The organism is Bacillus sp. FJAT-27916, assembly GCF_001183965.1.
Taxonomy (GTDB): Bacteria; Bacillota; Bacilli; order Bacillales; family Pradoshiaceae; genus Pradoshia.
This window is the reverse complement of sequence record NZ_LFZV01000001.1, coordinates 2,714,632-2,738,181: the sequence shown is the minus strand read 5'-3', so window position 1 is coordinate 2,738,181 and position 23,550 is coordinate 2,714,632. Positions and strand designations below refer to the sequence as shown.

The window sequence follows — 23,550 nt, the reverse complement described above, 5'->3', positions numbered from 1 at the left end:
TGGGTGTGCAAAAGGGATTTCGGTTCAGTTCTATTTCTGTTCGTACAAGCATAAAGTGGAATGTGCTTGTATTGGAGGGATAAATAGTGAGGGCTTCAAATCATACGGTTCGCAAACGATTGATTGCGGCTTTGTTAATTGGGTTAGGCGTCTTCTTAGTCATTGACCTGCGGCTTGGATATGTACAGATTTATATGGGGAATTACTTGACGGACCTCGCAAAGGATTCGTGGAGTCGTAACATCCCGTTTGAGCCGAAAAGAGGAGAAATTAAGGACCGAAACGGTGTGGTGTATGCGACGAATAAATCGGCCCCGACCGTATGGGTAGTGCCGAGGCAGGTAAAGGATCCGGCAGAAACAGCTAAGCAGCTTGCAGCCGTGTTGAATATGCAGACGGAAAAGGCGTATAAGTTAATCACTACGAACACCTCAATCGTCAAGATTCCTGAAGGAAGGAAAATCAGTCATGGCAAAGCGAAGGCTGTTCGCAACCTGGACCTCTCTGGTGTATATATTGCCGAGGATTCGATTCGCTATTATCCGAAAGGCTCGGCGCTTGCCCATGTTCTCGGATTTGCCGGAATCGATAATCAGGGGCTTATGGGCCTTGAGCTTGCCTATGAAGATGAATTAAAGGGGAACAAAGGGTATGTGAAATTTTATGCGGATGCTAAGGGCAAGCGGATGGAGAATATGGCGGATGACTATAAATCTCCGCTGAACGGGTATGACTTAACCCTGACGGTGGACAACCGCATCCAAACCATTATTGAAAGAGAGATGGATATTGCTCAGGAAACCTATAACCCTGATGGAATTGTCGGTGTTGCCGTCAACCCGAACACAGGAGAGATTCTGGCCATGTCCAGCAGGCCGACGTTTGACCCGGCTAATTTCCGCAATGTCGCACCGGAAATTTACAATCGGAACCTGCCTGTCTGGAGTACGTATGAGCCTGGTTCAACCTTTAAGATCATTACGCTTGCTGCTGCGCTTGAAGAGAAGAAGGTGGACCTTCAAAATGACCGATTCTATGATGGTGGATATGTCAAGGTAGGCGGAGCCAATCTTAGGTGCTGGAAAAGGGGCGGACATGGTTCAGAGAGTTTTCTAGAGGTAGTTCAGAATTCATGCAACCCTGGTTTTGTTGAGCTTGGGGAGAGACTTGGAAAAGATAAGCTTTTTAATTATATACATGATTTCGGATTTGGGGAGAAAACGGGAATTGACTTACAAGGGGAGGGAAAAGGGATTCTCTTTAATGTGGACAGGGTCGGTCCAGTTGAGCAGGCAACGACGGCATTTGGCCAAGGTGTCTCTGTAACACCAATTCAGCAGGTGATGGCTGTATCGGCTGCCGTGAACGGCGGGACATTATATACTCCCTATATCGCAAAGGAAATAAAGGATCCCGCGACAGGAGAAACCATCATGAAAAAGAGTCCGAAGGCGAAAAGGCAGGTTATTTCAAAGGAGACATCGAAGGAAATAAGGAGAGCTCTTGAGACGGTTGTGGCAAAGGGGTCCGGGAAGGGTGCATTTGTGGATGGCTATCGTGTGGGCGGTAAGACAGGGACTGCCCAGAAAGCACAAAACGGCCGCTATCTAGAAAACAATTTCATCGTTTCCTTTATCGGCTTCGCTCCAGCAGATGATCCTCAAATTGTTGTCTACATTGCAATCGATAATCCAAAAGGGACCGTACAATTCGGCGGTGTCGTTGCCGCGCCGATTGTAGGCAGAATCATGAAGGATAGCTTGCCGGCCCTTGGCATCAAGCCGAGGAAAGATCAGGTGGAAAAGGAAAAAACATATCTTGATCCCGTGGAGGAGGAGGTACCTGATTTAGTCGGGCTGACATTAAGGGATCTAAGTGAGCAATATTCAAGGTTTAAAATCGTCACTTCCGGCAAGGGGAGCCGGATAGTCCAGCAGTCGCCAAAACCAGGTGTTAAGTTAAAGGAGGGTTCAACCATCCGCATTTATCTGGATGAGGATGAGTGACAGAGATTCTGAGCTTTGGCGGCTGATTTTATCGGCCGCCATTTTTTTCTGCACGGCAAGCTGTCAATTTTTTAAAGCTTGAATATATACTTTCTTATTTCTAATAGCATTAAATTACGATACAATAAGGAAGATTGCTTTAAAAAGAAAGGAACCTGTTTTATGAGACTCGATGATTTAATCAGTATAATACCGTTTAAGCAGAAACAGGGTGAAGGGAACCCCCTCCTGTCATCTGTTGAAAATGATCACCGTAAAGTGAAAGAAGGCAGCTTGTTCATCTGTATTAAAGGGTATACCGTTGATGGGCATGACCTGGCACCCGATGCCGTTAAGAATGGGGCCGCAGCGATCATTTCCGAGAAGCCGCTGAATGTGGATGTTCCCGTTGTGATTGTAAAGAATACGTCTAAGGTTATGGCGCAAGTAGCGGATCAGTTTTACGGGCATCCTACACAAAAGCTAACCTTAATAGGGATTACCGGTACGAATGGCAAAACAACAATCAGTCATCTTATTGAGAAGCTGTTCAACGATAAGAACCAAACGACCGGGTTAATTGGAACCATGTATACAAAGATAGGTAAAGAAATTTTTGAAACAAAAAATACAACTCCTGATAGTCTTACACTCCAAAAGACCTTCCATCAGATGGTGGAAGCAAGTGTCGAGACAGCGGTCATGGAGGTCTCCTCTCATGCCCTTGATATGGGCCGTGTCTTTGGGTGTGATTATGATATCGCTGTATTTTCAAATCTGACCCAGGATCATTTGGATTACCATGGGACGATGGAGAACTACCAGTATGCGAAAGGCCTCCTCTTCTCTCGTTTAGGTAATACCTATACAGACGGAAAACCGAAATACGCCATATTGAATGCCGATGATCAGGCATCCCTTATGTATGAAAAGGCAACTTCTGCGAATGTCGTTACATATGGGATTCACCAAGCAGCAGATATTAAAGCGGAGAATATCCAGATTACCGCTCAAGGGTCGTCCTTTAAGCTAATAACGCCTAATGAGAGCGTAGAGGTCACTCTGCCGCTGGTTGGGAAATTTAATATTTATAACTGTCTTGCAGCCATTGCTGTCGGATTAGTATCGAATATACCGCTTCATGAGATTATTCAGTCTCTCAAGGAAATCAAGGGTGTTTCAGGAAGATTTGAAAGAGTATACGGCGGACAGGATTTCACCGTGCTCGTTGATTATTCCCATACACCAGACAGTCTTGAGAATGCCTTGAAAACCATTAATGAATTTGCAGAGAATAAGGTCTTTGCCATTGTTGGATGCGGGGGAGACAGAGATAAGACGAAGCGCCCTCTCATGGCTCAAGTGGCCTGTGAATATAGCACGAACCCAATCTTTACATCTGATAATCCGCGCAGCGAAGACCCAGAGGCCATTCTTGATGATATGACAGATGGCGTGCCCGGCATGAGCTACGAGAGAATTACTGACCGGAAGGAAGCCATTTATGAAGCAATCCGGCAGGCTCAGCCAAAGGATGTCATCTTGATTGCCGGCAAAGGGCATGAGGATTATCAAATTATCGGCAAGGAAGTCATCCACTTTGATGACAGAGAGGTCGCGATGGAAGCGATCCAAGAAAAATTGAATAGTCAGCAGAAAGAAGAGAGGGTTTAAGACAATGCTTGAACAAGTTTTATTTTTTACGATACTCGTATCATTTTTAATTACGGTTCTGCTCTCTCCTATATTTATCCCGTTTCTTAGGAGGCTCAAATTTGGGCAAAGCATAAGGGAAGAAGGGCCTAAATCACATCAGAAGAAAACGGGGACACCGACGATGGGAGGCGTTGTCTTCCTTCTTGCTATTCTTGTGACAACCTTGGTTATGACAGGGAAATTCACAGATGTAAGTGAAGAAACCTATTTGCTGTTATTTGTGACGATTGGCTTCGGTCTTCTGGGCTTTTTAGATGATTTTATCAAGATTGCCATGAAGCGTAATCTTGGTTTAACATCCAAACAAAAGTTCTTGGGCCAGGTTGTGATCTCGGTTATTTTTTATCTCATTTGCCGCCAAAGCAATATGTCTACGGCCATTGAGATTCCATTTACCAATTATGAGCTTGATTTTGGTTGGTTCTATGTATTTATTGTCATCTTCTGGCTTGTTGGGTTCTCAAATGCAGTCAATTTGACAGATGGATTGGATGGACTGGTTTCTGGTACTTCAGCCATTGCATTCGGTGCTTTTGCGGTACTTGCGTGGAACCAGCAAAACTATGAGGTTGCCCTTTTCTGTGTGGCAGTTGTCGGAGCGGTATTAGGTTTCCTTGTGTTTAATGCCCACCCCGCGAAGGTGTTTATGGGGGATACTGGTTCCCTTGCTCTTGGTGGGGCCCTTGCAACTGTGGCTATTTTATTAAAGCTTGAATTATTGCTCGTCATTATCGGCGGCGTGTTTGTTATTGAAACATTATCCGTTATTTTGCAGGTGGCTTCCTTTAAAACGACCGGTAAACGGATCTTTAAGATGAGTCCGCTGCATCACCATTATGAATTAAGCGGCTGGTCAGAGTGGCGTGTTGTTGTCACGTTCTGGTCTGTTGGCCTGTTGTTATCCATTCTTGGAATTTATATAGAGGTGTGGTTATAAAATGAAACCTATTAATGACTATCTTCGCAAGAAAGTATTGGTATTAGGTTTAGCTAAAAGCGGAGTGAGTGCAGCAACCTTGCTGCACAAGCTCGGTGCATTTGTTACGGTAAATGATTTTAAGCCGTTTGACGAGAATCCGGAGGCACAGGGTCTTTTGGAGGAGGGGATTAAGGTAATCTGCGGCTCACATCCAATTGAGCTGTTAGATGACGGATTTGAGCTGATTGTCAAAAATCCAGGTATCCCTTACACGAATCCAATGATTCAAGCTGCCATGGAGAAAAACATACCGGTTATCACGGAGGTTGAGCTTGCCTATAAGATTTCAGAGGCGCCGTTTATCGGTATTACGGGAACAAACGGCAAGACGACGACAACCACGTTGATTTATGAAATGCTGAAAGAGGGCGGCAAAAATCCACTGATCGCCGGAAATATCGGGACAGTAGCGAGCGGAGTGGCTCAAGAAGCGACAAAAGACAATGTGATCGTTATCGAATTATCCTCCTTCCAATTGATGGGGATTCAGGAATTCCGTCCTCATATAGCCGTATTCTTAAATCTGTATGATGCCCATTTGGATTATCATGGTTCAAAGGAAGAATATGGAAAAGCAAAGGCGCGTATAACCGCTAACCAAACAAATGGAGATTACTTTATCTATAATGCTGATCAAGAGGTGACAACGGCTGTTTCTCGGGGGTCTTCTGCTGTGTCCGTGCCATTTAGCACGGACACGATTCAAAGAGACGGTGCCTATGCAGAAAACGGGTACATATGCTTCCGTGAGGAACAGATTATGCCGATCGCAGACATTGTTCTTCCAGGAAGGCATAATCTTGAGAATATATTATCCGCTGTCGCAGCAGTTAAATTATACGGTGTAACCAATGAAGCTATTAGGAAGGTTTTGACGACCTTTGAGGGTGTTAAGCACCGTACTCAATTTGTCCGCGAGCTGAATGGACGCAGATTTTACAATGATTCTAAAGCAACTAATATCCTTGCTGCCAGTGCAGCCATCTCATCCTTTGACGGTCCGCTGATCCTTCTTGCTGGAGGTCTTGACCGTGGAAATGGATTTGATGAGCTTATCCCATTGCTTCAGAATGTGAAAGCAATGGTCGTCTTTGGCGAAACAGCGGGAAAACTTACAGATACAGCGAAAAAAGCAGGAATATCCATCATTAAACATGTCGATAATGTAGGAATAGCCGCTCGTGAAGCATACGAGCTATCCGAGAGCGGGGATACTATTTTGCTTTCTCCTGCATGCGCAAGCTGGGACCAATACAAAACTTTTGAGGTCCGCGGTGACATGTTTATGGATGCCGTGCATAAGCTAAAATAGGGGCTTGTTCCAAAGCAAGGATGTATGTTCTTTGCTTGCGAATGCAGAAAAAGAGACGATTACGAGGAATAATCGTCTCTTTTTGTTACTAGCCGGTTCATCCCTAATTTAGAATGCGTGAGGTGCATGCCAAGTGCCTGCTAAGAAAACGACACCTGATTTTATCCTAATCATCGCCATGCTGAGCTTATTGTCAATTGGTCTAATCATGGTTTACAGTGCCAGTGCCATATGGGCGACGCATAAATTTGACGATACCTTCTTCTTTGCGAAGAGGCAGCTGTTATTTGCGGGTGTGGGAATTGCTGCAATGTTTGTCATAATGAATATCGATTATTGGAATTGGCGCAGATGGGCCAAGCCAATCATCATTCTCTGTTTCATCTTGCTTTTAGTAGTACTGATTCCGGGGATAGGGACGGTTCGGAATGGCTCGAGGAGCTGGATTGGGGTAGGAGCCTTTTCCATCCAGCCATCAGAGTTCATGAAGCTGGCGATGATTGTGTTCCTGTCTAAGTTTCTGTCTGAGCGGCAAAAATACATAACCTCCTTCAAAAATGGACTTGTTCCATCGCTCGGTCTTGTGTTCATTGCCTTTGCACTCATTATGCTTCAGCCTGACCTTGGGACAGGAACCGTAATGGTAGGGACATGCATAGCGATGATTTTTATCGCTGGAGCAAGAATCAGCCATTTTGCCGGCCTTGCGATGATTGGGGTCATAGGCTTTATCGGGCTGGTGGTTTCAGCCCCGTACCGGATGCAGCGGATTACCTCATTTCTTGATCCATGGCAGGATCCGCTCGGAAGCGGCTTTCAAATCATCCAGTCACTGTATGCTATTGGACCGGGCGGTTTGTTCGGGCTTGGTCTTGGGCAAAGCCGGCAGAAGTTCTTCTACTTGCCTGAGCCGCAAACGGATTTTATCTTCGCAATTCTGTCTGAGGAGCTTGGTTTTATTGGAGGGTCACTAGTCATCTTCCTGTTTGCGCTGCTCCTTTGGAGAGGGATACGGATTGCCCTTGGTGCCCCTGATTTGTTCGGTACCTTCCTAGCGGTTGGAATCATTGTGATGATTGCGATTCAAGTTATGATCAATATCGGGGTGGTGACTGGCTTGATGCCGGTAACGGGAATCACTTTGCCATTTCTCAGCTATGGAGGCTCTTCTCTCACTTTAATGCTTATGGCGGTAGGGGTGCTTTTAAATATCAGCCGATATTCAAATTATTAAGGGGGACTGCTTGGATTAGTCCCTTTTTTTGTGTTATTTTATATTTTGTCTACACCTGCAGCCAGGTACCATTCATATGTCATCAGGTTAGATGGGCTCTGCTTAGCAGTTGGTGTAAAGATGAATAATATGTAAAAGATACTATGTAAACGACGTTTATAGTGTAGTAGAATATGGGTAAACAGTAGAGTTGCTATATTAGCATTGAAAGGTGAATATAAATGAAAATTGTATTAAGCGGCGGTGGCACCGGAGGACATATTTATCCGGCACTTGCCTTGGCGAGAGAAATTAAGAAATTAAATCCAGAAGCAAGCTTTTTATACATAGGTACTGAAAAAGGGTTGGAAAGTGATTTGGTCAGAAGAGAAGGAATTCCATTTGAAGCAATCGAGATTACAGGGTTCAAACGCTCCCTAAGCTTTGAGAATATTAAGACCATCACGAGATTCCTCACAGGTGTTTCGAAGAGCAAGAAGCTCTTAAAGGAATACAAGCCTGATGTCGTAATTGGAACAGGCGGTTATGTGTGTGGTCCTGTAGTCTATGCAGCCTCCCGCTTGAAAGTCCCTACCATTATCCATGAACAAAACAGTGTGCCTGGTTTAACCAATAAATTCTTGAGCCGCTATGTGAGCAAGGTTGCCATCAGTTTCGAGGAATCTGCTCAATTCTTCCCAAAAGATAAAGTCATCTTAACAGGTAATCCCCGCGGATCAGAGGTTGTCTCTCATATTGGATCGAAAGAAATTGAATCTCTCGGTGTCGATCCAACGAAACCAGTTGTGCTGATCTTTGGCGGCAGCCGCGGTGCGAAGGCGATAAATGAAGCTGTCTTAAAGAATATTGAAGCCTTGAAGGATAAACCATATCAGGTGATTTATATAACGGGTGAGGTTCATTATCAATCTGTGAAGGATGAGTTGGATCTTGTAGGTACACCGCCGAATATTATTGTGAAACCGTTCATCCACAATATGCCGGAAATCCTGCCGGCGGTTGATTTGGTCGTTTCAAGAGCTGGAGCAACAACCATTGCAGAGCTGACGGCCCTTGGTATTGCCAGTATCCTTATTCCGAGCCCATATGTCACCAATAACCATCAAGAGAAGAATGCGCAGGCACTTGTTGCTGACGGAGCCGCGATGATGATCAAAGAAAATGAGCTGAATGGAAACACCTTGCTCAAGACCATTGATGACATCATGCTTGATGAAGATAAGAATACAATGATGAAAGAGGCTGCCAAGCGAAAAGGCATGCCGGATTCAGCTGAACGTCTGCTTCAAATCATTAAAGATTTGCAGAAATGAGGCTTTAAGCTGAAACCGATGAGGATGGAACCGGGAAAAGGTTGGGTGTAAGAATCGCCAATTTGGCAGTATCTGCATTCATCCTTTTCTTTTCCATAATGGAACAAAATTCCCTTTTAAGGTTGTTAAACAACCCGGAATCACCAGCTTGCTAAGCTGTATTTCAGCCCCTGAAAATCATTTGTGCATGAAATGAAAAAAATAGAAAAATATAGGGTGCGATATGTTATAATTTTCTCATAATTAGGCATCATTTGTGCCTTTTCTTTTGTTCTTTATAAAGGCCAAAAGAATAATGAAAGTATTCGGCTGAAATGTTCGCTCCATGCTTTTTCATGGGTGTTCATCTCAGCAAACTGCCGCAACAGGATAGATAATAACCAAGAACCACTTGACCTTTTACAGGGGAAATGGGTAATTTGATAAAGAAAATATACCAACCATGGGTGTACAATTTCATCAGTGCTATTGTTGCCGCTTGGATTCTTGAGTGTTTCAGCAGAGTTTAATAGGCCGGTTATTACTTCTTTAGGCTGAGCAGGTATTAACACGTGATGAAGTAGAGGTGTATGGGTTGGAAAAAAATATTGTATCTATAGAAGATAGAATTCCAAAATTAAAGCAAATGCGGAAGAAGAAAGCGAATAGAAGATTGATTACCTTATTGACCATTTTCTTTTTGCTCATATTCAGCATTATCTATTTTCAATCGCCATTAAGCAGAATTAAAGCTATAAAGGTTGAAGGTAATTCATATTTGACCGATAAGGAAATTGTTGAGGCGAGCGGCATCCAATTAAATGAAAACTTCTGGGAAGTGAAAAAAGAGGCAGCTGTTACCGCTATTGAGAAGAATCAAGAGGTTAATTCCGCCGAGGTGTCGAGGCAGCTTCCTAATACCATTGTCATCACGGTGAATGAATATGATTACAGCGCATATGTACAAAAAGGCAAGGATTATTATCCAGTTTTAACGAACGGGACAATCTTAAAGAAAAAAGTAGAGTCTATTCCGGATTCTGGTCCGCTGCTAGTCTCCTTTAAGGAGGGAAAGGCGCTTCAAAAAGTGATCGAACAGCTGGATAATCTTTCACCGGAAATCATGAATTCTATCTCCGAGGTTCATTATAGTCCGCGTGAAACAGATCCTTATAGAATTATCCTCTACATGAATGACGGCTATGAAGTAACAGCGAGCGGAGAAACGCTCGCCAAAAAAATGGTTCACTATCCTGCCATTATCAGTCAGCTTGGTGAGGAGGATAGAGGTGTCATTGATTTAGAGGTAGGCTCTTATTTTAGAGCATATGATACCGATATAGAAGAAGAGGGAGCATCTGAAGAAGAAGAAGGGTAAGATGAACTCCGTTTTTCTCTTAAATCTCCCTAGGACTTTAGCTGTAGTTCATTTGTCTTGGTTATGACATTTAAGACGAGAAGATAGACCTTTTGTCAATGGAAAATCATCAAAATGCAAAAAAAGTAATAAAATTAAATAAATTTTAATGAAGATTCTTTTGTAATATCATTTTCGCTGTAAATATGGCTTTTCTAGGCGTTCATCTTAGTGTAGACTTGTATTTATCAAGGGTATTTTTAGCATAATGGAATTACTTTTGTGAAATAGTGCAAATTGAAACCAAATACCTTATAAATTGCAAGTAAATGCCAAAATGAAAACAGGATATCATAAATTTTTGGCGAATAGTATTCTTAAGACAAAAAATGTGACATATAGGCTATGTCAGACATTTTGCTTTTCTGACTAATCATATCTGTAAATCAATAAAGGACATGAGTAGATAAGCAGAAGCGGCAACACCCGTGTCTTGTACGCAGACCAAGATTAGAGAGGGACAAGCGTCCGGCATAAACCTGATAATAAATAGAGAATAGCTATATTAAAAGGAGGTGCCAAAGGGTGCACAACAATGAATATTATGTGAGTTTGGACATCGGTACATCCACTGTGAAAGTGATTATAGGAGAGATGGAAAACAACTCCTTAAACATTATCGGCGTGGGGAATGTTGCATCTGAAGGCTTGAAAAAAGGACAGATCGTTGACATCGATGAAACGGTCAAGTCGATTCGAAAAGCAGTTGAGCAGGCTGAAAGAATGGTAGGTATGACAATACAGCGCGTAATTGTTGGCATCAGTGCAAATCATGTACGCTTACAGCCTTGCCATGGGGTTGTAGCTGTCTCAAATGAAAACAAGGAAATTACGGAAGCAGATAAGCTTCGAGTGAAGGAGCAAGCAGAGCTTGTGACGATTCCTTCTGACAGAGAAATTATCGACTGCATTCCAGTAAGCTATAAAGTTGATGAAATTGAAGATATAAGCGATCCAAAAGGTATGACCGGTGTTCGTTTGGAAATGAAAGGTGTTTTAATAACCGGACTCAGAACCATTTTACATAATACTCTGCGCGCGGTTGAACGGGCAGGTTTAGAAATAACCGATATTGCTTTGCAGCCTATGGCAGCCGGTTCACTAGTTTTGTCCAAGGATGAAAGAAATCTAGGAATAGCCCTGGTTGATATTGGAGGGGGCTCTACTTCTGTCGCTGTATTCGAGGATGGCGAGCTGAAAGGGGCTTCTGTTATCCAGCTTGGCGGCGATGCCATTACGAAGGATATCAGCATTGTGCTTAAGACGCCAACAGAGGAATCGGAGAAGATAAAGATTCGATATGGGCATGCATTCATTGATGATGATGCTGAAGAAGAGATGTTCACTATTCCTGTGATTGGCAGCGATAAAATGCAGAAGTGTAATCAATTCGTTGTTTCTGATATTATGGAGGCAAGACTCATTGAAATCTTTGAAATGGTAGAAGATGAGATTGCCAAAATGGGAGTAAAAGAGCTTTTAGGCGGCTATGTCTTGACTGGCGGTGTTGTCAAAACACCGGGAGTGCTCGATTTGGCGCAGCATGTTTTCCAAAATCGTGTCCGAGGAGCAGAACCGAATTATATCGGTGTAAGGGAGCCGCAATACACCACCTCTGTCGGCCTCATTACATATGCATGCAGAAAAGCGAGATCACAAGGGCTGCAATTAGGAGCGCATACGGTAGCTGCTGCTAGTGAGCCTGCTGAAAAGAGACCATCTCAAAAAGCGCCACAAAAAGAAAAAGCACCGAAAAACCCAGAAGATAAAATGAGCAACAAGATGAAGAAATTCTTTGGAGTGTTTTTTGAATAGCGGATATATTTAACTGAAAAAATAGGAGGACTATCCATGCTAGAATTTGATACAAATATTGATTCGTTAGCAACTATAAAGGTAATCGGAGTAGGTGGCGGCGGTAATAATGCCGTTAACCGAATGATTGAACACGGCTTGCAAGGGGTCGAATTCATTGCCGTGAATACAGATGCTCAAGCGCTTAACCTCTCTAAGGCAGAAGTAAAGATGCAAATCGGCGGAAAGCTGACACGCGGTCTTGGAGCTGGAGCAAATCCAGAAGTCGGAAAAAAAGCAGCTGAAGAAAGTAAAGAACAAATTGAGCAGGCTCTAGAAGGAGCAGACATGGTGTTCGTCACAGCCGGGATGGGCGGCGGAACTGGAACTGGTGCTGCACCGGTTGTCGCACAGATTGCCCGCGAACTTGGGGCTCTAACGGTCGGTGTCGTAACAAGACCGTTTACGTTTGAAGGCCGCAAGCGTTCCACACAGGCCCAAGGCGGTATTGCTTCTATGAAGGAATCCGTTGATACCTTGATTGTCATCCCGAATGATCGATTACTTGAGATTGTTGATAAGAGCACACCGATGCTTGAAGCATTCCGTGAGGCAGATAATGTCCTTAGACAAGGTGTTCAAGGGATCTCTGACTTGATTGCCGTTCCTGGACTTATCAACTTGGACTTTGCCGATGTGAAGACAATCATGTCCAATAAAGGATCTGCTTTAATGGGTATTGGGGTAGCATCTGGTGAAAGCCGAGCAGCTGAGGCAGCTAAAAAAGCCATTTCCAGTCCGCTTCTTGAAACATCCATTGACGGTGCTCAGGGTGTTTTGATGAACATTACAGGCGGAACGAACTTGAGCTTGTTTGAAGTACAGGAAGCAGCAGACATTGTCGCATCAGCCTCCGACCAGGAAGTAAACATGATCTTTGGTTCCGTTATTAATGAGAATCTAAAGGATGAAATTGTCGTGACAGTCATTGCTACTGGCTTCAGTGAGGTAGAGCAGGCACGTCCGGCGGCAAGGCCGAATTTTGGTCAAAGCAGACCTGCTGCAAACCCTAATCCTGTGAAGAGAGAAGCGCCGAAACGGGAAGAGAGAGAAACGTATGCACAGGAGCCTAGCAGAAGCAATCAAACGTCAAACCAAGGTAATCAGGATGAGGCTTTAGACATTCCAACATTCTTGAGAAACCGCAACCGCCGCAGATAAGTAAATAGATGCAGCTGAAGAAGGCTGCTTCATGTTGTCTATTAAATGACAATGTGGAGCAGTCTTTTTTTACTTTGTGACATTTCTCATCCTCCTCGACAAATACCGTTGAAATTACAAATAAAAAGAGCCTGTCCTCTTTACAGAAAGTGACAACCTTTTAGGAGGAGGGGCTGTATAATTTCTAGTATATTCTGCATTACGCTTATGGGGGATGGGTGCATGGAAATCTATATTGATGCCATCTGGCTCCTGAATGTTGTCTTTGATTCTCTGCTCCTCGTTTGGTCAGCTTTGCTTTTGAGAGAAAAGGTTAACTGGATGAGGATCTTTGGCGGAGGATTGGCAGGTTCCATGATTATATGGCTGTATATCACACCTTATGCGTATTTAGCAGATCAAATATGGCTGAAGGGCTCATTTTCATTCGTTATGGTTCTTGTCTCTTTTGGATTCCGGGCGCCAGGTATCTTTTTGAAGCGGTTGTTGACCTTATATGCCGTGACTTTCATGTCAGGCGGTATTCTGCTAGGATGCTATTATTTTTTCAATTTTAAGGCGGCAGGCTATCTTAATGGATTCGCGAGCGGATCTGGAAGCTTTGGTGATCCTGTCAGCTGGATATTTGTCATCATTGGATTCCCGCTTGCCTGGCACTTTACGAAGAAGCATATCCAAGTGCTTGAGCTTGCCAATTGGAGTGATAAACAATCTGTCCTGCTGCGTATTGCTTTAAACGGCCTGACCTTTGAGGCGAAGGGGCTTGTAGATACAGGGAATCAACTGATGGACCCTCTTACCGGCAGTCCGGTTTGCATCATTTCAATCCACGGGAAAGAAAAGCTTCTTCCAAAAGAAGTCGTAGCGGTGATTGAAAAGGGCGTAGAGAACATGAGCATGGAAAGCAAGGAACTTCCTGATGGGTGGCAGGGGAAAATGAGAATCATCCCTTGTAGGGTTGTCGGCGAGGATAACCAGCTCCTAATAGGATTTAAGCCGGATGCACTCTATATTGAAGTTTCAGGTGAATACAAGGAAGCCTCCAAATGTGTGATTTCTTTTACGAAGCAGCAGTTGTCATCTGATGGAAATTTTGACGCCATTATACATCCGAAGCTTGTGCCGGAAGCAACGACGGTCCATGCCTCATAAGGATGCCAAAAAAGGGGAAAGGGCGGTCCTGTAAATGAAAAATATCCGATTCAAGATATCATACTATTGGACAAAAATCCTGGTGAAGTTAAGAATCAAGTCAAAAGAGGTCTATTATATTGGAGGAAGTGAGGCGCTGCCTCCTCCGCTCAGTAAGGAAGAGGAAGAGATTCTCATTCATAAACTCCCAAAAGGGGATGAAACGGCAAGAGCGATACTGATTGAACGAAATCTCAGACTGGTCGTTTACATAGCGAGGAAATTTGAGAACACAGGCATAAATATTGAGGATCTCATCAGTATTGGAACGATTGGACTGATTAAGGCAGTAAACACCTTTAATCCTGAAAAGAAAATCAAACTGGCAACATATGCATCACGCTGCATAGAAAATGAGATTTTAATGTACTTACGCCGCAACAGCAAAACACGCTCGGAGGTCTCTTTTGATGAACCGTTGAACATTGATTGGGATGGAAATGAATTGCTGCTTTCAGATGTTCTTGGGACAGATGATGATATCATCACAAAAAATCTGGAATCCTCTATTGACAAGAAGCTCTTATCGAAAGCACTCGATCAATTGAATGACCGGGAGAAACAAATTATGGAGCTAAGATTCGGACTCGTCGGCGGAGAAGAAAAAACGCAAAAGGATGTGGCGGATCTGCTTGGGATTTCACAATCGTATATTTCAAGACTAGAAAAGAGAATCATTAAGCGCCTTCGCAAAGAGTTTAATAAAATGGTTTAATCAAACCATTTTATTTTTTTGCCTCAGGCAATTAAACAGACTCGCTGAAAAGAGAAGAAAAAGTTTGCCATTGTCTTTTTCCGTTTGTGCCAGTATTCATGAGCCTGCAGAAGCATCACATACCGTTTCTTCATTTTTTATATGAATATAATTTCTCCTCAGGGAGATACTTTACTTTGTATATCAGTTCCTGCTAGGAGGGAATGGATTGACTCGAAACAAAGTAGAGATATGCGGTGTGGATACATCCAAATTACCAGTATTGAAAAATGAAGAAATGCGGGAATTGTTTAAGGAGATGCAGGCTGGTGAGAGAAGCGCCAGAGAAAAGCTCGTTAATGGAAACCTGAGACTAGTTCTAAGTGTTATTCAGCGTTTCAATAACCGCGGTGAATTCGTCGATGATCTATTTCAGGTCGGCTGCATCGGGCTGATGAAGTCCATTGATAACTTCGATTTAAGCCAGAATGTTAAATTCTCAACGTATGCTGTACCGATGATTATTGGAGAGATTCGCAGGTATTTACGCGATAATAATCCTATCAGGGTTTCCAGATCACTCCGGGATATTGCTTACAAGGCTCTTCAAGTAAGGGAAAGATTGACGAGTGAAACGTCTAGAGAACCAACTTCAGAGGAAATCGCCAAAGAACTGAATGTTACGTATGAGGAAATTGTCTTTGCCCTTGATGCTATTCAAGATCCTGTATCCCTGTTTGAGCCTATCTACAATGATGGGGGAGACCCTATTTATGTGATGGATCAGCTGAGTGATGAGAAAAGCAAGGACAATACTTGGATCAATGAAATTGCTCTAAAGGATGGTATGAGACGGTTGAATGAACGAGAAAAAATGATACTGAAAAAGCGTTTCTTCCAAGGGAAAACTCAAATGGAAGTGGCAGAGGAAATTGGAATCTCTCAAGCGCAAGTGTCAAGACTTGAAAAGGCAGCCATTCGACAAATGAATAAAAATATATAATGCCCTATTGCCGAAGGCCAAAAAGGATGGGACAAGCAGCTAATACCTCGTTCTTTTATATTGGCGGACAATATGGACAATTCTCATCATTATTTAATGGAAGAGAGCGTTTGCTCCCTTCCTTTTTTTATGGGCTTGTTACGCTTATGTGTTGATTTTCGCTGCAGTCGGCAGGAAAACAAGGGGCGGGGAGCCTCTTTGAGGTGTTCCCAGGCATCTGCTCAGTCTCCCCTGTGCGTTAATTCCCCCAGAGGTCAACTGCCTGATACGTGATGGGCGGTATACGACTATCAATTAACCAAGCCATTTTATATACAGGCAAGTTGTTTTCAAGCAGCCAGGCTGGGGAATATAGAATAGGTAAGCCCTTGTCAAAGCATGAGGTTCTGTAAACTGCCCTAATGGCATATACTGTCCTAAATCTCTTTATGGGAATAGGATGGGATGAGCATGATTAAAATATCAGATTTTCAAGTGAAGGATATTGTGAATACTCTTGATGGAAAAAGGCTCGGAAATGTAGAGGATATCGATATTAACCTTCATACCGGAAAAATTGACAGCATCACGGTGGGAACAGGAAAAATGCTATCCTTTTTGAATAAAGAAGAGGAAGTCATCATCCCGTGGAATAAGATTAAAATGATCGGGGAGGATGTCATATTGGTGGAATTCCGACAATAGGAAAAACCTTGGGTAATAGAGCGCAAAACGACGGTTTATGATAAAATAAAAGAAAAAGTCAAGGAGTTTACCAGTGGAACCGTTTGTACAAACATCTGAATCAATTTTGTCCATTACACCTTGGATTGCTGATTGTCCCTCACTTACGGCAGGATTTACGACGAAGCACGGGGGAGTCAGCAAAGGGCCTTTTCATTCAATGAATCCGGCTTTTCATGTTCATGATTTAGCCGATGATGTTGTAAGGAATCGAAAAATAGTGGCAAATAGCATACATATGCCCGCTGAGCGCTGGGCAGGAGCTGAACAGACACATGAAACGAATATTGCTAAAATAACGGCTGAAGAAGCCGGGTTGGGCGCTTTGGACTATGATACGGCACTAAAGCGGACAGATGGCATGTATACTAGTGAATCCGGCATTTTATTGACGCTTTTATTTGCTGATTGTGTACCGGTGTTCTTTTTCGCCCCTAAGCATCACCTAGTCGGCGCAGCACATGCCGGCTGGAAAGGAACCGTAGGAGGAATCTCTGCTGCCATGGTCGAAAAATGGACAAAGGTGGAGGGAGTGCCTGTTGAAGATATATTTGTCGCAATCGGACCTTCTATTTGCCCAAAATGTTACATGGTCGACAAAAAAATAATTGACTTATTGGAGCTAATACTAGAAGAAGAGACAAAAACCGCTTATAATCAAATTACAGACACACAATTCGCGCTTGATTTAAAAAAGGCCAACGCGTTAATTCTTCGTAAATCCGGTATCTTAAAAGAGAACATCATCACAACAAGGTTCTGTACAAGCTGCGACGAACAGCTCTTTTTCTCCCATCGCAGGGATAAAGGGAAAACTGGGCGAATGATGGGCTTTATTGGCTTTAAGGAGGAATAGACGCAATGGATGTAGCAAGCAATCTACATAATATTGAAAAGCGCATCAATGAGGCGGCGGCACGGGCAGGACGGAATCCTAAAGAGGTGAAGATCATTGCCGTGACGAAATACGTCACAGCCGAACGTGCCAAAGAAGCGTATGAAGCAGGAATCCATCATCTTGGGGAAAACCGCTCTGAGGGTATACTCGCTAAACGCGATTCTTTTGACGAACAGCCAGTATGGCATTTCATCGGCTCGCTTCAATCAAGAAAAGTCAAAAGCATTATCGATAAAGTAAATGTGATTCATTCGCTTGACCGTATCTCCCTTGCTGAAGAGATTCAAAAAAGGGCAGAGAAGCCTGTCGATTGTCTCGTACAGGTCAATGTCAGCGGAGAAGATACTAAACATGGAATAACCCCTCAAGAAACAATAGAATTTGTTAAACAACTTGCAAGTTTTGATAAAATCAGGGTAATAGGATTAATGACAATGGCTCCGTTAACCGATAATAAAGCTGAAATACGACAATGTTTCAGAGATTTGAAAGAACTGCAGGTCCAAATACAGAATTTATTGTTGCCATATGCCCCTTGCCACGAATTGTCAATGGGAATGTCAAATGATTTTGAGATTGCCGTTGAAGAAGGTTCAACCATGGTCAGAATTGGAACTGCTCTGGTAGGGAATGAATAAAAGAGAGGTGTAAAATATGTCAATCGTATCTAAAGTGAAAACTTTTTTTGCTCTTGATGATGAAGAATATGAATATGAAGAAGAATATGTGCAAGAAAAAGAAGAAGCAACTCCAATGAAAACAACAAATAAAGCAGTGAACCAAGCGCATAAACAGCAAAATGTCGTAAGTTTACAAAGCATCCAGAAATCATCGAAATTAGTTCTGCTTGAGCCTCGGGCGTATGCCGATGCTCAGGAGATTGCCGACCATCTCAAGAACCGCCGCGGGGTTGTTGTTAACCTGCAACGGATTTCTCCTGATCAGGCTCGCCGTATCGTAGACTTTTTAAGCGGTACCGTCTATGCAATTGCTGGGGATATTCAGCGAATCGGCTCTAATATCTTTTTATGTACTCCTGAGAATGTTGATGTTTCTGGTTCGATTTCCGGCTATGCGCAAGAGGATGAGCTGGAGGATGTAAGGTGGTAGTTAAATAAATGAGTCTAATTATTAATATTCTAGGTTCTTTAATAGAAATATACAGCTGGGCATTAATTATTTATATTTTAATGTCTTGGTTCCCAGGTGCACGGGAGTCGAGCATTGGCTCATTCCTTGCCCGTATTTGTGAGCCGTTCCTTGAGCCATTTAGAAGGATTGTTCCGCCGCTTGGCATGATTGATTTATCTCCATTAGTGGCTATTATCGTTTTAAATTTGGCAGGCCAAGGAATTTACGCTTTACAATTTTATTTCTAAAACTGTAAGCTCCCGCTGAAAAAGGCTTGGGAGCTTTTGTTTTTCGGCAAGGAGGACCAATATGGATATTTATCAGCATTTTCGTCCAGAGGAGAAGGACTTTATCGATCAAGTGCTCGGCTGGGCTGATCAGGTAAGGGAACAATATGCACCTAAATTGACTGATTTCCTGAATCCGCGTGAGGCAGAAATCATTCGTATGCTCATTGGAAAAGGGGGAGATGTACTCGTTTCCTTTTTCGGAGGGGCACCTCATGCGGAAAGGAAGCGCGCGATGATTTATCCGGACTATTATACACCGGAGGAGGAAGACTATGAGATTGCTTTCTATCAGTTGTCCTATCCATCCAAATTCACGACGATTGATCATCGCCAAGTACTAGGGACGCTGATGTCACTTGGGTTAAAGAGGGAAATGTATGGTGATATATGGGTTGAGGGAGAAACGGTTCAATTTGCGGTCGCGAAGACAGTGTCGCCTTATATGGAAGCTAATTTGACAAAGGTCGGCAATGTAGGTGTGAAATGTGAATCAATCAACCATGAGAAAATCATTGACGTAACGGAGACTTGGAGGGAGGCGGCGATCACGTCATCATCACTGCGTTTAGATACTATTATCGCAAATGCGGCCTCATTCTCCCGTCAAAAAAGCCAGCTGTTGATCGGGCAAGGCCGTGTCAAGGTGAACCATCGTCAGATTGAATCCCCCTCCTACGAATTGAAGCAAGGTGATATTCTTTCCATAAGAGGAACAGGCCGGATGAAACTTCTTTCTATTGAGGGGAAAACAAAAAAGGATAAATGGAAAGTTGTCATAGGATTACAAAAATAATTGAGAAATTCACAGGATTATCACCATTCGTGTCGAAAGCATAGTATAATAATATAGATAAGACTTAGTATTCGGAGGTGCAGTATATGCCATTATCACCGCTAGACATACATAATAAGGAATTCGGCAGAGGATTCCGCGGTTACGATGAAGACGAAGTAAATGAATTCCTCGACCAGATTATTAAGGATTATGAATTGGTCATTAGAGAAAAGAAGGAACTCGAAGACAAAGTTGTAGAATTGGAACAGCGCCTTGAGCACTTCTCGACCATTGAGGAGACTTTGAATAAATCCATCGTGATTGCACAGGAAGCAGGAGAGGATGTTAAACGCAACTCTCAAAAAGAAGCGAAGCTCATCATGAAGGAAGCCGAAAAGAACGCTGACCGTATTGTAAATGAAGCTCTCTCTAAAGCAAGAAAGATCGCTATTGAGATTGAAGATTTGAAAAAGCAATCAAAAGTATTCAGAATGCGCTTTAAAATGCTCGTTGAGGCTCAGCTTGACCTCTTAAACAGCGAGGATTGGGATAAGCTTTTGAAATATGATGTCGATGCAACCGAGCTTAATATTAATTTAGAAGAAGAAATGTAAGGACCTCTTGACTTTTGAGGTCATAATTGAATATAATACCTTAACGAATCAATTGAAAATATCACAAAACGAAGACGGGAACAGTACATCAGCCAATCTTTTTTAGCGAGCCGGGAAGGGTGGGAGCCTGGTAAAAGACGCTGCATGGAAGATCATCCCCGAGTCCTCTTTCGAAATCCTTTCTTGATTAGGTGAGTAGGATGAGGCGAGTCATTCACGTTACGAATTCCAAGCGGAATATTATTCTGACCAGAATGGTATTCTATAAGGGTGGTACCGCGGAAATTCAAGCCTTTTCGTCCCTTTACCGGGATGGAAGGGCTTTTTGTATTTTAAAAAGATTCTAACAGATTGTAGAATCTCGACTGGAGTGAATGGAATGGAATTAAAAGACACGTTATTAATGCCGAAGACAGAATTCCCAATGCGCGGGAATCTGCCAAACAGAGAACCTCAAATGCAAGAAAAATGGAATGAAGAAGATATCTACAAACAAGTGCAGGAACGCACGAAAGACCTTCCAAAGTTTGTCCTTCATGATGGCCCTCCATATGCAAATGGGAATATCCATATTGGGCATGCAATGAACAAAATTCTGAAAGACTTCATCGTCCGCTATAAGTCTATGAGCGGCTTTAATGCCCCATATGTACCTGGCTGGGACACACATGGTCTTCCAATTGAAACGGCCCTAACTAAAAATAAAAAAGTGAACCGCAAGGAAATGTCTATTGCTGAATTCCGTAAGCTTTGTGAGGAATATGCCTACACACAAATCCATAATCAGCGTGAACAATTCAAGCGCCTTGGCGTTAGAGGGGATTGGGAAAATCCTTATATTACCTTAAAGCCTGAATATGAGGCTGAGCAAATCAAGGTATTCGGTGATATGGCGAAGAAAGGCTATATTTATAAAGGCCTTAAGCCGGTATATTGGTCCCCGTCAAGTGAATCTGCACTTGCTGAGGCAGAAATTGAATATCATGATAAGAAATCAGCATCCATCTATGTAGCCTTTGATGTAAAGGATGGAAAAGGCGTGGTGCCTGAGGATGCAAAATACATCATCTGGACAACAACCCCTTGGACCATTCCGGCGAACCTTGGTATCTCCGTACACCCTCGCTTAAACTATGTGGTTGTAAACGTAGAAGGGACTCGCTATATTGTGGCAGAAGCCCTATTGCCTTCTGTGAAGGAAACTTTAGGCTGGGAAACAGCTGAGGTAGAGAAAACCGTTAAAGGAAGCGAGCTTGAATACACGGTTGCTAAGCATCCTTTATATGACCGTGATTCCCTCGTTATGAACGGCGAGCATGTTACGACTGATGCTGGTACTGGCTGCGTACACACCGCTCCAGGCCACGGGGAAGATGACTTTATGATCGGTCAGAAATACAATCTAGGCGTACTTGCTCCAGTGGATGAGAAAGGTCATATGACAGCTGAAGCTCCAGGGTTTGAAGGCTTGTTCTATGATAAAGCAAATAAAGCAATCACTGATAAGCTGGCTGAAAATGGCGCATTGCTAAAACTAGATTTCATCACACACTCCTACCCGCATGACTGGAGAACGAAAAAACCGACCATCTTCCGTGCTACGGATCAATGGTTTGCTTCAATTGATCAAATCAGGGAGCAGCTGCTTGACCAAATCAAGGCAACGAAATTTGTTCCAGCATGGGGCGAAACGCGTCTATTCAATATGGTACGCGACCGCGGTGACTGGTGTATTTCCCGTCAGCGTGCATGGGGCGTTCCGATTCCGGTCTTCTATGCAGAAAACGGGGATGCGATTATTACAGATGAAACGATTGAGCATGTAGCCCAATTATTCAAAGAGCACGGGTCTACTGTCTGGTTCGAAAGAGAGGCGAAGGATCTTCTTCCTGAAGGCTTCACTCATGAGGGCAGCCCGAACGGTAAATTTACAAAAGAAACGGATATCATGGATGTTTGGTTTGACTCCGGTTCTTCTCATCAATCAGTCCTAGAGGCAAGAGAAGATCTCGTCAGACCAGCTGATTTATACCTTGAAGGCTCTGACCAATACCGCGGCTGGTTCAACTCTTCCTTGACGACGGCTGTAGCTGTTACAGGAAAGGCACCGTACAAAGGCATTCTATCCCACGGGTTCACACTTGATGGAGAAGGCCGTAAGATGAGTAAATCACTTGGTAATACAATCGATCCATTGAAAGTTATCCAGCAAATGGGGGCAGATATCCTCCGTCTATGGGTAGCATCTGTTGATTATCAAGCAGATGTGCGTGTGTCTGATAATATCTTGAAGCAAGTTTCTGAAGTGTACCGCAAAATCAGAAATACATTCCGCTTCCTATTAGGAAACTTGAACGGATTCAATGCTGCTAGTGATGCAGTAAGCTATGAAAACCTTCGTGAAGTGGATCAATATATGCTGATCAAGCTAAACCGTTTAGTGGAGCAAGTACAAAACGGCTATGATCGTTATCAATTTGCTGATGTCTATCACGGAATCAATAATTTCTGTACGCAGGACTTAAGCTCCTTCTACCTGGATTATGCGAAAGATATCCTCTATTGTGATGCTGAAGCAAGCACTGGCAGAAGAGCCATCCAAACGGTTCTGCACGAATGCTTAATTAAGCTTGTGAAAATGATTGCCCCAATTCTTCCGCATACAGCTGATGAGGTATGGGCATTCATCGATGATGCAGCAGAAAAAAGCGTACAATTGACAGATATGCCATCTGTTGAAACCTATGAGAATGCTCAGGCTATTGAAGAGAAATGGGATCGTTTCATGGATCTTCGTGATGATGTCCTGAAGGCATTAGAAGAAGCGCGTAATGCAAAAGTAATCGGTAAGTCACTCAATGCGAAAGTGACGCTCTACCTTGGCGAAGAAATGAAAGAATTGCTCGCTGATATTCATGAAAGTCTTGAGCAGTTATTCATCGTTTCGAAAGTGGAGCTTGCCGGCTCTGTATATGAGGCACCAGAAAATGCTCTTAAATTGGAGCATGCCGCAATTCTGATTGAAAAAGCGGAAGGCGAAACATGTGAACGCTGCTGGAATATCAGCGGATTGGTTGGCAAAGTTGAGAAGCATCCAACGTTATGTGAGAGATGCGCAACTGTGGTAGATGCTGAATATCCGGAATTAGGATAAGGATGTAGAAACATTTAGGCCCTTTTCTTTATGCGGAAAGGGCCTATCTGTTTGTCCAGGTTCGTTTTTTATGGAAGGGTATGCTACAATTTTTATGCGTAGTCAGGACATTATAAGCAGGCAGGGG

20 protein-coding genes, 1 pseudogene and 1 other annotated feature are annotated in these 23,550 nt (G+C 43.2%); all 21 genes and pseudogenes read left to right on the top strand.

Features of this window, described 5'->3' with window-relative positions:
* The first annotated feature begins 86 nt into the window (after positions 1-86).
* The 21 genes and pseudogenes from AC622_RS13355 to ileS all read left to right on the top strand — a co-directional run bounded on the left by AC622_RS13355 (position 87) and on the right by ileS (position 23,423).
* Positions 87-2,006, top strand: a complete 1,920-nt coding sequence (locus AC622_RS13355) for a stage V sporulation protein D (RefSeq protein WP_049671514.1) — start codon at positions 87-89, stop codon at positions 2,004-2,006.
* A gap of 162 nt (positions 2,007-2,168) precedes the next feature.
* Positions 2,169-3,659 carry a UDP-N-acetylmuramoyl-L-alanyl-D-glutamate--2,6-diaminopimelate ligase gene (locus AC622_RS13350; RefSeq protein WP_049671513.1) on the top strand — a complete coding sequence of 497 codons (1,491 nt, stop codon included), beginning with the start codon at positions 2,169-2,171 and terminating at the stop codon, positions 3,657-3,659.
* 4 nt (positions 3,660-3,663) lie between these two features.
* Positions 3,664-4,638 carry a phospho-N-acetylmuramoyl-pentapeptide-transferase gene (mraY, locus tag AC622_RS13345; protein WP_049671512.1) on the top strand — a complete coding sequence of 325 codons (975 nt, stop codon included), beginning with the start codon at positions 3,664-3,666 and terminating at the stop codon, positions 4,636-4,638.
* A 1-nt stretch (position 4,639) separates the two neighbouring features.
* The gene (gene murD / locus AC622_RS13340; protein ID WP_049671511.1) at positions 4,640-5,992 is read left to right on the top strand and encodes a UDP-N-acetylmuramoyl-L-alanine--D-glutamate ligase; all 1,353 of its coding nucleotides are present in this window, start codon (positions 4,640-4,642) and stop codon (positions 5,990-5,992) included.
* A 133-nt stretch (positions 5,993-6,125) separates the two neighbouring features.
* Positions 6,126-7,226: a stage V sporulation protein E gene (gene spoVE / locus AC622_RS13335; RefSeq protein WP_049671510.1), complete on the top strand. Its 1,101-nt coding sequence runs from the start codon at positions 6,126-6,128 to the stop codon at positions 7,224-7,226.
* Positions 7,227-7,447: 221 nt separating this feature from the next.
* Positions 7,448-8,539 (top strand): undecaprenyldiphospho-muramoylpentapeptide beta-N-acetylglucosaminyltransferase, encoded by a 1,092-nt coding sequence (gene murG, locus AC622_RS13330; RefSeq protein ID WP_049671509.1) that lies wholly within the window; start codon positions 7,448-7,450, stop codon positions 8,537-8,539.
* Between the two features lie 565 nt (positions 8,540-9,104).
* Positions 9,105-9,896 (top strand): cell division protein FtsQ/DivIB, encoded by a 792-nt coding sequence (locus AC622_RS13325; protein WP_231589529.1) that lies wholly within the window; start codon positions 9,105-9,107, stop codon positions 9,894-9,896.
* A 155-nt stretch (positions 9,897-10,051) separates the two neighbouring features.
* Positions 10,052-10,135 (top strand): annotated as a pseudogene (locus tag AC622_RS21050) (small basic protein); the annotation flags it as partial.
* A 325-nt stretch (positions 10,136-10,460) separates the two neighbouring features.
* Positions 10,461-11,750, top strand: a complete 1,290-nt coding sequence (ftsA, locus tag AC622_RS13320; protein ID WP_049671507.1) for a cell division protein FtsA — start codon at positions 10,461-10,463, stop codon at positions 11,748-11,750.
* A 36-nt stretch (positions 11,751-11,786) separates the two neighbouring features.
* On the top strand, positions 11,787-12,950 hold the full coding sequence (gene ftsZ, locus AC622_RS13315; RefSeq protein WP_049671506.1) for a cell division protein FtsZ: 1,164 nt from the start codon (positions 11,787-11,789) through the stop codon (positions 12,948-12,950).
* Between the two features lie 222 nt (positions 12,951-13,172).
* Positions 13,173-14,102, top strand: coding sequence for a sigma-E processing peptidase SpoIIGA (gene spoIIGA, locus AC622_RS13310; protein WP_049671505.1), 930 nt, complete (start codon positions 13,173-13,175; stop codon positions 14,100-14,102).
* A 34-nt stretch (positions 14,103-14,136) separates the two neighbouring features.
* Positions 14,137-14,856, top strand: a complete 720-nt coding sequence (gene sigE, locus AC622_RS13305) for an RNA polymerase sporulation sigma factor SigE (protein WP_049671504.1) — start codon at positions 14,137-14,139, stop codon at positions 14,854-14,856.
* A 208-nt stretch (positions 14,857-15,064) separates the two neighbouring features.
* Positions 15,065-15,838, top strand: a complete 774-nt coding sequence (gene sigG, locus AC622_RS13300; protein WP_049671503.1) for an RNA polymerase sporulation sigma factor SigG — start codon at positions 15,065-15,067, stop codon at positions 15,836-15,838.
* A 450-nt stretch (positions 15,839-16,288) separates the two neighbouring features.
* Positions 16,289-16,522: a YlmC/YmxH family sporulation protein gene (locus tag AC622_RS13295; RefSeq protein WP_049671502.1), complete on the top strand. Its 234-nt coding sequence runs from the start codon at positions 16,289-16,291 to the stop codon at positions 16,520-16,522.
* Positions 16,523-16,595: 73 nt separating this feature from the next.
* Positions 16,596-17,417, top strand: coding sequence for a peptidoglycan editing factor PgeF (gene pgeF / locus AC622_RS13290; protein ID WP_053103762.1), 822 nt, complete (start codon positions 16,596-16,598; stop codon positions 17,415-17,417).
* 5 nt (positions 17,418-17,422) lie between these two features.
* Complete coding sequence (locus AC622_RS13285; protein ID WP_049671501.1) at positions 17,423-18,097, top strand: YggS family pyridoxal phosphate-dependent enzyme; 675 nt, start codon at positions 17,423-17,425, stop codon at positions 18,095-18,097.
* Positions 18,098-18,113: 16 nt separating this feature from the next.
* Complete coding sequence (locus AC622_RS13280) at positions 18,114-18,569, top strand: cell division protein SepF (protein ID WP_049671500.1); 456 nt, start codon at positions 18,114-18,116, stop codon at positions 18,567-18,569.
* Positions 18,570-18,577: 8 nt separating this feature from the next.
* On the top strand, positions 18,578-18,838 hold the full coding sequence (locus AC622_RS13275; RefSeq protein WP_049671499.1) for a YggT family protein: 261 nt from the start codon (positions 18,578-18,580) through the stop codon (positions 18,836-18,838).
* Positions 18,839-18,899: 61 nt separating this feature from the next.
* Positions 18,900-19,673, top strand: coding sequence for a YlmH family RNA-binding protein (locus AC622_RS13270; protein ID WP_049671498.1), 774 nt, complete (start codon positions 18,900-18,902; stop codon positions 19,671-19,673).
* 86 nt (positions 19,674-19,759) lie between these two features.
* The gene (locus AC622_RS13265; protein ID WP_049671497.1) at positions 19,760-20,269 is read left to right on the top strand and encodes a DivIVA domain-containing protein; all 510 of its coding nucleotides are present in this window, start codon (positions 19,760-19,762) and stop codon (positions 20,267-20,269) included.
* A 62-nt stretch (positions 20,270-20,331) separates the two neighbouring features.
* Positions 20,332-20,576, top strand: a binding site (T-box leader).
* A 72-nt stretch (positions 20,577-20,648) separates the two neighbouring features.
* On the top strand, positions 20,649-23,423 hold the full coding sequence (gene ileS / locus AC622_RS13260; RefSeq protein WP_049671496.1) for an isoleucine--tRNA ligase: 2,775 nt from the start codon (positions 20,649-20,651) through the stop codon (positions 23,421-23,423).
* Positions 23,424-23,550: the final 127 nt, after the last annotated feature.

Excerpts from the sequence above, each read along its gene's own strand:
- AC622_RS13350 (WP_049671513.1), top strand. The coding sequence starts at position 2,169 with ATGAGACTCGATGATTTAATCAGTATAATACCGTTTAAGCAGAAACAG.
- mraY (WP_049671512.1), top strand. The coding sequence starts at position 3,664 with ATGCTTGAACAAGTTTTATTTTTTACGATACTCGTATCATTTTTAATT.
- murD (WP_049671511.1), top strand. The coding sequence starts at position 4,640 with ATGAAACCTATTAATGACTATCTTCGCAAGAAAGTATTGGTATTAGGT.
- murG (WP_049671509.1), top strand. The coding sequence starts at position 7,448 with ATGAAAATTGTATTAAGCGGCGGTGGCACCGGAGGACATATTTATCCG.
- ftsZ (WP_049671506.1), top strand. The coding sequence starts at position 11,787 with ATGCTAGAATTTGATACAAATATTGATTCGTTAGCAACTATAAAGGTA.
- spoIIGA (WP_049671505.1), top strand. The coding sequence starts at position 13,173 with ATGGAAATCTATATTGATGCCATCTGGCTCCTGAATGTTGTCTTTGAT.
- sigE (WP_049671504.1), top strand. The coding sequence starts at position 14,137 with ATGAAAAATATCCGATTCAAGATATCATACTATTGGACAAAAATCCTG.
- AC622_RS13295 (WP_049671502.1), top strand. The coding sequence starts at position 16,289 with ATGATTAAAATATCAGATTTTCAAGTGAAGGATATTGTGAATACTCTT.
- AC622_RS13285 (WP_049671501.1), top strand. The coding sequence starts at position 17,423 with ATGGATGTAGCAAGCAATCTACATAATATTGAAAAGCGCATCAATGAG.
- AC622_RS13280 (WP_049671500.1), top strand. The coding sequence starts at position 18,114 with ATGTCAATCGTATCTAAAGTGAAAACTTTTTTTGCTCTTGATGATGAA.
- AC622_RS13275 (WP_049671499.1), top strand. The coding sequence starts at position 18,578 with ATGAGTCTAATTATTAATATTCTAGGTTCTTTAATAGAAATATACAGC.
- AC622_RS13270 (WP_049671498.1), top strand. The coding sequence starts at position 18,900 with ATGGATATTTATCAGCATTTTCGTCCAGAGGAGAAGGACTTTATCGAT.
- AC622_RS13265 (WP_049671497.1), top strand. The coding sequence starts at position 19,760 with ATGCCATTATCACCGCTAGACATACATAATAAGGAATTCGGCAGAGGA.
- ileS (WP_049671496.1), top strand. The coding sequence starts at position 20,649 with ATGGAATTAAAAGACACGTTATTAATGCCGAAGACAGAATTCCCAATG.